Raw genomic sequence first — 11,737 nt, 5'->3', positions numbered from 1 at the left:
CCAATGTTGTTCTCGGTGGGCTTCCTGGTCACCTTCCTGCTCGGTGGCCTGTCGGGTGTGTTGCTGGCCAGCCCGCCGATCGACTTCCACGTCACCGACTCGTACTTCGTCGTGGCGCACTTCCACTACGTGCTGTTCGGCACCATCGTGTTCGCGACCTACGCGGGCATCTACTTCTGGTTCCCGAAGATGACGGGTCGTCTGCTCGACGAGCGGCTGGGCAAGCTGCACTTCTGGCTGACGTTCATCGGCTTCCACACCACGTTCCTGGTGCAGCACTGGGTGGGCGACGAGGGCATGCCCCGCCGCTACGCGGACTACCTGCCGACCGACGGGTTCACCACGCTCAACGTGATCTCGACCATCGGCGCGTTCATCCTGGGCATCTCGACGATTCCGTTCGCGTGGAACGTGTTCAAGAGCTGGCGCTACGGCGAGCCCGTCGTGGTCGACGACCCGTGGGGTTACGGCAACTCGCTGGAGTGGGCCACCAGCTGCCCACCGCCGCGGCACAACTTCACCGAACTGCCCCGGATTCGTTCGGAGCGTCCGGCATTCGAGCTGCACTACCCGCACATGGTCGAGCGGATGCGCGCCGAGGCACACGTCGGGCGGGCGCACGGCCCGGAGGACGGCGACGTGACCCGACTCGACGATGCCGAAGTCCGCACCTGACGATCGGCGGCTCTCAGGCGTGAACACGTCAAAGGTGTCGGTGTTGATCACCGTCACCGGTGTCGATCAGCCGGGCGTCACCTCGGCGCTGTTCGAGGTGCTCTCGCGCCACAAGGTCGAGTTGCTCAACGTCGAACAGGTCGTCATCAGGGGCCGGCTCACGCTGGGTGTCCTGGTGGCCGGGCCGCCCGACGTCGCCGGTGGCGACGAGCTGCGTGACGAAGTGACCACCGCGATCCGTCGCGTCGGACTCGACGTCACCATCGAACCCAGCGATCACCTGCCGGTCCTTCGTGAACCCTCGACGCACACCATCGTGGTGCTGGGACGTCCCATCACCGCCGAGGCGTTCGGCGTGGTCGCCAGGAAGGTGGCGGCGCTCGGCGTCAACATCGACTTCATCCGCGGCGTCTCGGACTACCCGGTGACCGGGCTGGAGCTGCGCGTCTCGGTCCCTCCCGGCGCGGCCTACGGCCAGTTGCAGACAGCACTGGCGCAGGCGGCGGTCGACGAGGGCGTCGACATCGCCCTCGAGGACTACAGCCTGTCGCGACGCGCCAAGCGGCTCATCGTGTTCGACGTCGACTCGACCCTGATCCAGGGTGAGGTCATCGAGATGCTCGCGAAGCGAGTGGGCATGGAAGGTGAAGTGGCGGCCATCACCGAGGCGGCCATGCGTGGCGAATTGGACTTCGCCGAGTCGCTGCACCGTCGCGTCGCGACGCTCGCGGGCCTGCCTGCCGAGGTGCTCGACGACGTCGCCGATCAGATCGAGCTGACGCCGGGTGCGCGCACGACGCTACGGACGTTGCGCCGCTTGGGTTTTCACTGCGGCATCGTGTCGGGCGGCTTCCGCCAGGTGATCGAGCCGCTGGCCCACGAGCTGATGATGGACTTCGTCGCCGCCAACGAACTGGAGATCGTCGACGGCAAGCTGACCGGCCGCGTGATCGGCCCGGTCATCGACCGGCCCGGAAAGGCCAAGGCGCTGAGGGACTTCGCGCAACAGGCGGGTGTTCCGATGGAGCAGACCGTGGCCGTTGGCGACGGCGCCAACGACATCGACATGCTGGCCGCGGCGGGCCTGGGGGTGGCGTTCAACGCGAAGCCGGCGCTGCGTGAGGTCGCCGACGCGTCGATCAGCCACCCGTACCTGGACACCGTGCTGTTCATCCTTGGCGTCACCCGCGGGGAGATCGAGGCGGCCGACGCCGTCGACGGCACCTTCCGCCGCGTGGACATCCCCGACGCCTAGCGCCTCAGACCACCACCGCGTGCGGCTCCGGGCCCGTCGAGCCCGTCACGCTGCGCCAGGCGCGGGCCAGCAGCGCGATCGCCTCGGCCAACTGGTCGTCGGGCAGCGTGTAGGGCACCCGGATGAACCGCTCCAAGGTGCCGTCCACCCCGAACCGCGGACCGGGCGGTATCTCGAGTCCCATGCGCGAGGCCGCCGCCGACAACGCCGAACTCATCGGCGCGGGCAGTCGCACCCACAGCGACATGCCGCCCTTGCCGGGATTGGGCTGCCAGTCGGGGAGGTGCTCGTCGAGCAGCGCCAGCAGCAGCGCGCGCCGGGCTCGCAGCACGTCTCGGCGGTCGTGAAGCAACTCGTCGTTGACACCGAGAAGCTTTGCGGCGGCGAGCTGTTCGACGATCGCGGTGCCCATGTCGATGGCGGGCCGCGTCGCCGCGATGGTGGTGAGCGTGCTGCGTTCGGCGCGGATCCAGCCGATGCGCAGCCCGCCCCAACACGACTTCGACATCGAACCAACCGTCAGGACGAGGTCGCGTCGGGTGGTCATGGCCGCAGCGACCGGCGCGGGCACCGGCTCGTCGAGCCAGATATCGGTGATGGTCTCGTCGATGATGGTGCGGGTCCGCGTCTCGGCGATGATCTGCGCCAACCGCGTTCGTCCCGCGGCAGGCAACGACAAGCCGGTCGGATTGTGATTGTCGGGAACGAGATAGGCCAGGCTCGGCGAAAGTTGGCGCACCGCAGCGTCTATGGCATCGAGATCCCACCCGTCGGGCGTCATGCCCACCGGAACGGGTCGGATCCCGCGCGTGGACATCGCCGACAGAGCGCCATGGTAGGTGGGTTGCTCGACCAGGACGCGGTCACCGGGTTGGGTGTAGGTGGCCAGGATCAGGCCGATCGCGTGCAGCGCACCGGTGGTGACCATGATCTCGTCGGGCTCGGTGGGAAGGCCTCGCGCGCAGTACCTTTCGGCGATGGCAGCGCGCAGCGGGGACACCCCCGCCAACTCGATCCCGATGTCGTGCAGATACGGGGTGACCTCGTCGGCCGCGTCGACGAAGGCCCGCGAGACGGCGGAGACGGGTGCCGCCAGCGTGGCGGCTGCGAGGTTGACCGATACCGCGCCCGTGGCGATGGGGACGGGGACCGCGGGCGGTGAGAGGGGCAGCGCCGTCGTGCTGCGGGCACCGCGCCTGCCGTTGAGGTAGCCGTCGTCGCGCATCTGCGTGTACGCGGCGGTGACGGTGGTCCTGGAGACGCGGAGGGCGTCGGCCAGTGCCCGCTCGCTGGGCAACTGCGCCCCGACGGGAATCCGGCCGTCGACGATCAGCATCCGCAGACCGTCCGCGAGGCCCTGATAGGCCGGTCCACTGGCACTGGACGTGCGCCAGTGACCCAGTTCGCGCGCAAGCAGGTCCACTTCGAGTCTGCGTCCGGCCAGTTCGTCTATCATCGAGGCCACTTTCCCCTAACTGGCTATTGAAAGCAAGGCCAGTCAGCGATCAATATCGAGGTATGGCACAGAACTGGACCTCCCGGGCGACGCGCAAGGCGAGTAAGTGGGGCCGCGTCTTCCGTCCCAACCCACGCTTGGGCGGCTACTCCGAGAACGACGCGGATGCCCGCCGGATACGCAGCGACCTCGACGCCATCCGCGCACGATTCCCCGACCACGCGTGAGGCGGCCCGTCCTCCGCCCCCGACTCCTTACTCGGAGCGCGGCCCTGCTCGTGGGCCTCACCGGTTATGGCTTCTCGATGGCGGTGATGGTGCGCGCAGGCCTGGGCCTGGACCCGTGGGACGTCTTCCACCAGGGCCTGGCCGGGCGCACCGGGACGACGATCGGGATCGCGTGTGCCGTCGTCGGCGTCGTCGTCCTCCTGGCGTGGATACCCCTGCGTAACCGGCCGGGGGTCGGCACGGTGGCCAACGTCATCGTCATCTCCGTCACGGTGGATGTCGGCCTGGCCGTGTTGCCCACGCCGTCATCGCTTCCCGTGCGGGTGGCGATGATGCTGGGCGCCGTCGTCCTCAACGCGGTGTCCACCGTGCTGTACATCGGCGCAGGCATGGGGCCGGGGCCACGCGATGGTCTGATGACCGGACTGGTCGCGCGCACCGGCCTGTCCGTGCGGCTGGTCCGCACGTCGATCGAGGCGACGGTGCTGGCCGTCGGCTGGCTGCTCGGTGGGACCGTCGGCGTCGGCACGGTGGTGTACGCGTTCGGCATCGGGCCGCTGGTCCAGCTGGTCCTTCGGCTGACGCCGCGGGGCTGGCTGTCGCTGAACGACTTCGGCGTGCGAACCGCCGCGAGCGCACGCGAGCCCGCCGAAATCGCCTGACTACGATGGGCGGGTGCCAGCAGACGACGTAGTCGACCCCGACCTGCTGATCGACTTCGCGAAGGTCTCGCTGCGACGCGGGGGGAAGACCCTCGTCGGCCCCATCACCTGGGCGGTGGAACTCGACGAACGCTGGGTCGTCATCGGGCCCAACGGCGCGGGCAAGACGTCACTGCTGCGGATCGCCGCCGCCATCGAACACCCCTCCTCGGGCACCGCGTACGTGCTCGGCGAGAAGCTCGGCCGTACCGACATGGCCGAGCTGCGTGCGCGGGTCGGGCTGAGCAGCTCGGCGCTGAGCCAGCGGGTGCCCGACGGCGAAGTGGTCCGCGACCTGGTGGTCTCGGCCGGATACGCCGTGCTGGGCCGCTGGCGTGAGAAGTACGAGGACGTCGACTACGCCCAGGCCGTCGACATGCTGGAGAGCGTCGGCGCCGAGCACCTGGCCGAGCGCACCTACGGCACGCTGTCGGAGGGCGAACGGAAACGGGTGCTCATCGCGCGCTCTTTGATGACCGATCCCGAACTGTTGTTGCTCGACGAACCCGCAGCCGGTCTAGATCTCGGCGGCCGCGAGGAATTGGTGGCGCGGCTCGCCGACCTGGCCGCCGATCCCGACGCGCCCGCCACGGTCCTCGTCACTCACCACGTGGAGGAGATTCCGCAGGGCTTCAGCCACTGCCTGCTCCTGTCCGAGGGCAACGTCGTCGCGTCGGGCCTGCTGACCGACGTGCTCACCTCCGAGAACCTGTCCAAGGCCTTCGGCCAATCCATCGCGCTGGATGTCATCGACGGGCGGTACTTCGCCCGTCGGACCAGGACCCGCGCGGCACACAGGAGGCGAGCATGACCGAACCCGAACCGCTGACCCCGCGACCGGCGGCCACCGTGATGTTGGTCAGGGACACCGCCGAGGGCATCAAGGTTTTCCTGATGCGACGGCATTCGGCGATGGACTTCGTGGCCGGCGTGATGGTGTTTCCCGGCGGCGGGGTCGACGACCGCGACAAGAACGCCGACATCGCCTGGTACGGGCCTGAGCCGTCGTGGTGGGCGGAGCGCCTCGGCGTCGACGTCGACCTCGCTGAAGCCCTGATTTGCGCGGCGGCACGCGAGACGTTCGAGGAGTCCGGCGTGCTGTTCGCCGGCCCGGCCGACGACCCCGACGGGATCGTCGCCGACGCGTCGGTCTACCGGGATGAACGCAAGGCGCTGGACGCCAAGACGTTGTCCTTCGGCGAGTTCCTGCGCGCCGAGAACCTCGTGCTGCGTGCCGACCTGTTGCGACCGTGGGCGAACTGGGTGACGCCGAAGGAGGAGCGCACCCGCCGCTACGACACCTACTTCTTCGTCGGGGCATTGCCCGAGGGCCAGCGCGCCGACGGCGACAACACCGAAACCGACCGCGCCGACTGGGCGACGCCACAGTCCGCCCTCGACGACTTCGCCGAGGGGCGGTCGTTCCTGCTGCCGCCGACGTGGACGCAGCTGGACTCGCTCAACGGCCGCACCGTCGGCGACGTGCTCGCGGTGGAACGCAAGATCGTGCCGGTCGAGCCACACCTGGCCGTGTCCAAGGGCAACTGGGAGATCGAGTTCTTCAACAGCGACCGCTACAACGAGGCGCGCAACCGCCGTGCGCCGCAGGGGTACGTGCCGGACAAGCCAGACAAGGGCGGCGGGTGAGCGAGTTCGTCGGCATCCACGTCAGACCGGAGCAGCCCGGCATCGCCACCCTGCTGCTGTCGCGGCCGCCGACCAACGCCCTGACTCGCCAGATGTACCGGGAGATCACCGCCGCGGCCGAAGAGGTGGGCACGCGCGACGACGTCACTGCCGTCATCGTCTTCGGCGGCCACGAGATCTTCTCCGCCGGTGACGACGTCCCCGAACTCCGCACGCTCGACGCCGACGAGATGACCACCGCGCACGACGCCCGGCACCGGGCCATCGACGCCATCGCCGCCATCCCCAAGCCGACCGTCGCGGCCATCACCGGCTATGCGCTGGGCAGTGGCCTGACGCTGGCATTGGCCGCGGACTGGCGGGTCAGCGGTGACAACGCCAAGTTCGGTGCCACCGAAATCCTCGACGGACTGGTGCCGGCGGGAGCCGCACGGCTGGCCAGGGCGGTCGGCGACAGCAAGGCCAAGGATCTGGTGTTCAGCGGACGATTCGCGGGCGCCAAGGAAGCCCTGGCGCTCGGTCTCATCGACGAAATGGTGGCACCCGACCACGTGTACGACGGCGCGGTGGCATGGGCGGCCCGGTTTGCGGACGCCTCGCCGGCCGCACTGGCTGCGGTGAAGGCCTCGTTCGACGGGCGTTAGGCTGCCCTTCATGACGAGTACCGACCCGGCTCCCAATCCCCACGCCTCGGCGGAGGAAGTCGAGGCCGCCCGGCACGACTCCAAGCTCGCGCAGGTGCTGTACCACGACTGGGAGGCCGAGACCTACGACGACAAGTGGTCGATCTCCTATGACCAGCGGTGCATCGACTACGCGCGGGGCCGGTTCGACGCGATCGTGCCCGACGAGGTGCAACGTGAGGTGCCCTACGACCGCGCACTGGAACTTGGCTGCGGCACCGGCTTCTTCTTGCTGAACCTGATCCAGTCCGGGGTCGCGCGGCGCGGCTCGGTGACCGACCTCTCGCCGGGCATGGTCAAGGTCGCCACGCGCAACGGCCAGTCGCTCGGGCTCGACGTCGACGGACGGGTCGCCGACGCCGAGGGCATCCCGTACGACGACGACACCTTCGACCTGGTCGTCGGCCATGCCGTGCTGCACCACATTCCCGACGTCGAACTTTCGCTGCGCGAAGTGGTCCGGGTGCTCAAGCCCGGCGGCCGGTTCGTCTTTGCCGGTGAACCCACCACGTCGGGCAACGTCTACGCGCGCAACCTGTCCACGCTGACGTGGCGGGTGGCCACCAACGTGACGAAGCTTCCCGGCCTGCAGGACTGGCGGCGGCCCCAGGAGGAGCTCGACGAGTCGTCGCGCGCCGCGGCGCTGGAGGCGGTGGTGGACCTGCACACCTTCGAGCCGAGCGATCTGGAACGGATGGCTACCAACGCGGGCGCCGTCGAGGTCGCGACGGCCAGCGAGGAGTTCACCGCGGCGATGCTGGGCTGGCCGATCCGGACGTTCGAGGCGTCGGTGCCGCCGGGCCGATTGGGTTGGGGCTGGGCGAGATTCGCCTTCCACAGCTGGATCACGCTGAGCTGGGTGGATGCCAACCTGTGGCGGCACGTCGTGCCGAAGGGCTGGTTCTACAACGTCATGGTCACCGGGGTCAAGCCTTCCTGAACGGGGGCCTGGCGTTCACGCTCGACGACGTCGCGTACCTCGACGGCGACGACGGGACCCGCGCGCTCGCCGAGGTAGCCGGCTACCGGCTGGACGACGCCACGCGGATCTCCGACATCGCTTCAGCCCGAGCGCGTTTCGGTGAACGAACCGCGATCCTCGTCGAGACCGTACTGCTGCGGCGGCGGGCGACGGTCAAGTTCACCGACCCGTCGGCGTGGCTGTTCACCGACGAGGCCCTGCAGCAGTGCACGGCGGAACCCGTTGCCGCACACCGCGCCCGACGCCTTGCCGGTCTGAGGGTGCACGACGTCACCTGCTCGGTGGGCGCCGAACTGGCAGCGCTGCAAGGGCAGGCGTCGCAGGTCGTGGGCAGCGACGTCGACCCGGTCCGGTTGGCGATGGCCCGGCACAACCTCGACGGCGTCGACCTGTGCCGCGCCGATGCGCTGCGACCGGTGACGCGCGACACCGTGGTGGTGGCGGATCCCGCCAGGCGTAGCGGTGGGCGGCGCCGGTTCGATCCGCGCGACTACACGCCCGCGCTGGATGCACTGCTGGATGTGTATGCCGACCGCGACCTCGTCGTGAAGTGTGCTCCTGGAGTCGATTTCGACCAACTACGTCGTCTCGGGTTCACCGGCGAGATCGAGGTGACGTCGCTGGCGGGCGGCGTTCGCGAAGCCTGCCTGTGGTCGGCGGGACTGGCCGTACCCGGTGTCACCCGCCGCGCGACCGTACTGGATCGTGGCGAGCAGATCACCGACGCCGAGCCGGGGGAGTGCGTGACCGCGCCGGCCGGCCGCTGGATCGTCGACCCGGACGGGGCGGTGGTGCGGGCCGGATTGGTGCGCCACTACGGTGCGCGCCACGGTCTGTGGCAGCTCGACCCCGACATCGCCTACTTGTCCGGTGACGTCCTGCCCGACGGCGTGCGCGGATTCGAGGTGCTCGAACAACTGGACTACGGCGAACGCCGCCTGCGCCAGGCGCTTTCGATACTCGGCGTGGGCGCCGCCGAGATCCTGGTCCGCGGCGTCGACGTAGACCCCGACGCGTTGCGATCGCGGCTGAAGTTGCGCGGAACCCGCAGGCTCTCGGTGGTGATCACCAGAATCGGGACGGGCCGCGACAGCCGTGCGGTGGCCTACGTCTGCCAGCCGTCGCGCTGATGTCGCAGGTATTGTTGCGTGGGCGGCGCGATGCCGCTCTTCGCGGAGGGTCTTCTTCAGATGCGCATTCCCACACTGGCCTTGGCCCTTGCTGCGGTGGCGGCGCTCGGCCTCTCGAGCGTCCCCGTCGCCTCGGCCGCTCCGCCGCAGTGTGCCGACCTGTCCGGCGTCATGGGGGCCAACCAGACGTGCCAGATCCAGGCCAGCGATCCCGCGTACGCGCTGAACATCAGCTACCCGGTCGACTATCCGGACTTCCAGTCCGTGTTCGACTACGTCAAGCAGACCCGTGACGGCTTCCTCAACGTCGCGAACATGCCTGGCCCGCACTACATGCCGTACGAACTCGACACCACCACCACGCAGTTCACCTCGGCGGTACCGCCCCGCGGCACGCGGTCGCTGGTGTTCAAGACGTTCCAGGACGTTGGTGGCGCGCACCCGCAGACGTTCTACAAGTCGTTCAACTGGGACCAGGGCACGCGCAAGCCGATCCAGATCGACACGGGTGGCTCCGACAAGATCCAGCCGCTGTTTCGGCCGGGGGCCAACCCGTGGCCGCTGATCTTCCCCGTCGTGCAGAGCGAACTGGAGAAGCAGTCCGGTCAGCCGGTGGCGATCGCCCCCCAGGTCGGCCTCGACCCGGCGACGTACCAGAACTTCGCCATCACCAACGACGCCGTCATCTTCTTCTTCAGCCAGGGTGAGCTACTGCCCGAGGCGGCAGGCGCCCTGCAGGTTTCGGTTCCGCGGGGGCCGATCGACGCGATGATCGCCTGAGGACCTACTTGGGCGCGAACGCGTAGACCTGTCCGTCGCTGGTGGCGGTCACCACTCGCCGGTCGTGCCCGATCGACACACCGACCGGGAATCCCGTCGCATTGCGCAGCGGGTAGGCGTTGACCGTGTGACCGTCGGCGGGGTCGAACACCAAGAGCGTCATGCCGTTCTCGCCGTCGCGCGCGACGGTGTAGGCGACGTCGGCCCCAGCGCGGCTCGAGGTGGACAGCGGCACGACGTCGTCGCGCTTCCACACCACCTCGCCGCGGTCACCGCCGTCCTTGACGGCCACCAGTTTGGCGTCGGGGCCACCGCCGGCCACGATCAAGCCGTCGGGGGATACCGAGGGCGGCGTCTGCGGCTGGTAGTTCAGGGCAACGGACCACTTGGCCTTGCCGTTGGCGGTGTCCAGCGCCCAGAGTCGTCCGTCGCGGCCGTTGAGGTAGGCGGTCTTGCCGTCGGAAGACAGCACCGGACTGGCCAGCGGTCCGCCCCCGACGTCGGTGCTGGTCCACTCCCGCACCAGGGGCGGCGTCTGGCCCGGCCGGTAGCGCAAGCCCACCACGATGGGCGCTTCGGCATTCGGCTCCCACAATCCGAGGACCAGGATGTTCGACGCGGGCGAGAACGCCGGCGCCGCCGACACGGGGCACCGCGGCCTGCCGAGCTGGCAGTCGGCGAGGCCGCGCTGCGAGTCGGTGGGGTCGACGCCCGCGACGAGATCCATGGACGTGCCGACGACCGTGCCGCGGTGCGCGTCGAACACCTGAACCTGGCCCAGGTGCGTGAGCACCAGCAGCTGATCGGGCGCCAGGATGCGCGGCGTCAGCGGTAGGCCGATCACCGGCGCACGCCACCGGATCCACTGCGTGGTCGGAAACGACAGGATGGCGCCGGGTTGTCCGACGTAGAGGTTGTCGAAGCCGTCGAACAGGGGCCCGGACAGGCCTCCGCCCTGCCACAGCCTGCCGCACCAGCGCTGCCTGCCCTTGTTGCCCGACTCCCACACCATCAGCGAGCATCCGGCGGTGGTCTGGGCGTTGGCGGCCAGGTAGCCGCTCGACCCGATGGCGACCTGGGCGGCGAGGTCGCCCTTGACCGATCGTCGCCAGTCCGGCACGAGTCCGTCCGCGCCCGCGGTCGGCGTGTAGCTGCTGTTACCCGCGTCGCCGTACTGGGCGGGCCAGCCGTCAGCGGGGTGGGCCTCGACCCATGGGTCGGTGTTTCCGCAGGCGGTCACGATCAGCGCCGCCGACGCCATGGCAACCAACCGGCGCACGGTCATTCCTCGAGCAGGCATCGAGTCATGAGACTATCGGGAGCTTCGCGCGGCCTCGCGTAGGCTCTGCGGCCATGACGACCCGAAGACGATCGCGAGTGAGGATCGCTGGGCCCACGGCCGCAGGGCAGGGGACGAGGTACGAGCGAGGACCGGAGCGAGTGGGAGTCGAGGCATGACGACGATGTGGGGCTCGCCTGTGCACGTTCGCTGGCGAGGCTCCCGGCTGCGCGACCCCCGGCAGGCCAAATTCCTGACGGCCGCGTCGCTGCGCTGGGTGCTCGCGAACAAGGCGTATTCGCCCTGGTATCTGGTCCGGTACTGGCGGCTGCTGAAGTTCAAGCTGGCCAACCCGCACATCATCACGCGCGGCATGGTCTTCCTCGGCAAGGGCGTGGAGATCCAGTCGACGCCAGAGATGTCCACCATGGAGATCGGTCGTTGGGTCCACATCGGCGACAAGAACACCATCCGCTGCCACGAGGGCTCGCTGCGCATCGGGGACAAGGTGGTGCTCGGCCGCGACAACGTCATCAACACCTACCTCGACATCGAGCTGGGCGACTCGGTGCTGATGGCCGACTGGTGCTACGTCTGCGACTTCGACCACAAGATGGACAGCATCGAGCTGCCGATCAAGGACCAGGGCATCGTCAAGGCCCCGGTGCGGATCGGCCCCGACACGTGGATCGCCGCGAAGGTCACCGTGCTGCGGGGTACGTCGGTGGGACGGGGTTGCGTGCTCGGCGCGCACGCCGTCGTCAAGGGCGAGATCCCGGACTTCTCGATTGCGGTCGGCGCCCCGGCCAAGGTGGTCAAGAACCGCAAGCTGGCGTGGGAGACGTCTGCGGCCGAGCGTGCGGAACTCGCTGCCGCGCTGGCCGACATCGAACGCAAGAAGGCCGCCCGCTGACGATGCGCG

Annotated in this window: 13 protein-coding genes; 11 read left to right on the top strand and 2 right to left on the bottom strand. The window is 69.1% G+C overall.

All coding sequences use genetic code 11. The features are described 5' to 3' along the window. Together N536_RS0118885 and serB are read left to right on the top strand one after the other, a co-directional pair. On the top strand, nucleotides 1–675 hold a 675-nt coding region (locus tag N536_RS0118885; RefSeq protein ID WP_036436953.1), incomplete at its 5' end, for a cbb3-type cytochrome c oxidase subunit I. Continuing rightward, on the top strand, nucleotides 656–1,930 hold the full coding sequence (serB, locus tag N536_RS0118880; RefSeq protein WP_051574605.1) for a phosphoserine phosphatase SerB: 1,275 nt from the start codon (nucleotides 656–658) through the stop codon (nucleotides 1,928–1,930). The genes N536_RS0118885 and serB, both read left to right, overlap by 20 nt. A 4-nt stretch (nucleotides 1,931–1,934) precedes the next feature. On the opposite strand, the gene N536_RS0118875 is transcribed toward serB, so the two are convergent. After that, nucleotides 1,935–3,386: a PLP-dependent aminotransferase family protein gene (locus N536_RS0118875; protein WP_029115036.1), complete on the bottom strand. Its 1,452-nt coding sequence runs from the start codon at nucleotides 3,384–3,386 to the stop codon at nucleotides 1,935–1,937. 62 nt (nucleotides 3,387–3,448) lie between these two features. On the opposite strand from N536_RS0118875, the gene N536_RS42630 reads away from it, so the two are divergent. The 8 genes from N536_RS42630 to N536_RS0118835 all read left to right on the top strand — a co-directional run bounded on the left by N536_RS42630 (nucleotide 3,449) and on the right by N536_RS0118835 (nucleotide 9,536). Then, a complete protein-coding gene (locus N536_RS42630) occupies nucleotides 3,449–3,613 on the top strand; it encodes a hypothetical protein (protein ID WP_197040175.1) in 165 nt (54 codons plus the stop codon). Between the two features lie 77 nt (nucleotides 3,614–3,690). Then, nucleotides 3,691–4,275 (top strand): YitT family protein, encoded by a 585-nt coding sequence (locus tag N536_RS38860; protein ID WP_231514576.1) that lies wholly within the window; start codon nucleotides 3,691–3,693, stop codon nucleotides 4,273–4,275. 13 nt (nucleotides 4,276–4,288) lie between these two features. Beyond that, nucleotides 4,289–5,125, top strand: coding sequence for an ABC transporter ATP-binding protein (locus N536_RS0118860; protein ID WP_029115035.1), 837 nt, complete (start codon nucleotides 4,289–4,291; stop codon nucleotides 5,123–5,125). Next, on the top strand, nucleotides 5,122–5,961 hold the full coding sequence (locus N536_RS0118855; protein ID WP_029115034.1) for an NUDIX hydrolase: 840 nt from the start codon (nucleotides 5,122–5,124) through the stop codon (nucleotides 5,959–5,961). The genes N536_RS0118860 and N536_RS0118855 overlap by 4 nt, the downstream gene beginning before the upstream one ends. Then, nucleotides 5,958–6,605: an enoyl-CoA hydratase gene (locus tag N536_RS0118850; protein ID WP_029115033.1), complete on the top strand. Its 648-nt coding sequence runs from the start codon at nucleotides 5,958–5,960 to the stop codon at nucleotides 6,603–6,605. Before N536_RS0118855 ends, N536_RS0118850 begins: the two co-directional genes overlap by 4 nt. Nucleotides 6,606–6,615: 10 nt before the next feature. Then, nucleotides 6,616–7,584, top strand: coding sequence for a class I SAM-dependent methyltransferase (locus N536_RS0118845; protein ID WP_029115032.1), 969 nt, complete (start codon nucleotides 6,616–6,618; stop codon nucleotides 7,582–7,584). Further along, nucleotides 7,518–8,756 carry a class I SAM-dependent methyltransferase gene (locus N536_RS0118840; protein WP_029115031.1) on the top strand — a complete coding sequence of 413 codons (1,239 nt, stop codon included), beginning with the start codon at nucleotides 7,518–7,520 and terminating at the stop codon, nucleotides 8,754–8,756. The genes N536_RS0118845 and N536_RS0118840 overlap by 67 nt, the downstream gene beginning before the upstream one ends. A 60-nt stretch (nucleotides 8,757–8,816) precedes the next feature. After that, entirely contained in the window at nucleotides 8,817–9,536 is a 720-nt protein-coding gene (locus N536_RS0118835) for an esterase (protein ID WP_036436948.1), read from the top strand. 4 nt (nucleotides 9,537–9,540) lie between these two features. On the opposite strand, the gene N536_RS0118830 is transcribed toward N536_RS0118835, so the two are convergent. Next, on the bottom strand, nucleotides 9,541–10,821 hold the full coding sequence (locus tag N536_RS0118830; RefSeq protein ID WP_036436862.1) for a PQQ-binding-like beta-propeller repeat protein: 1,281 nt from the start codon (nucleotides 10,819–10,821) through the stop codon (nucleotides 9,541–9,543). Between the two features lie 169 nt (nucleotides 10,822–10,990). Between N536_RS0118830 and N536_RS0118825 the strand changes: the two genes are divergently transcribed. Next, entirely contained in the window at nucleotides 10,991–11,728 is a 738-nt protein-coding gene (locus N536_RS0118825) for an acyltransferase (protein ID WP_029115028.1), read from the top strand. Nucleotides 11,729–11,737 lie beyond the last annotated feature (9 nt).

It is taken from the genome of Mycobacterium sp. URHB0044 (assembly GCF_000620625.1).
Lineage (GTDB): Bacteria > Actinomycetota > Actinomycetes > Mycobacteriales > Mycobacteriaceae > Mycobacterium.
The sequence above is the reverse complement of the archived record's forward strand: the minus strand, read 5'-3'. Positions and strand labels throughout refer to the sequence as shown.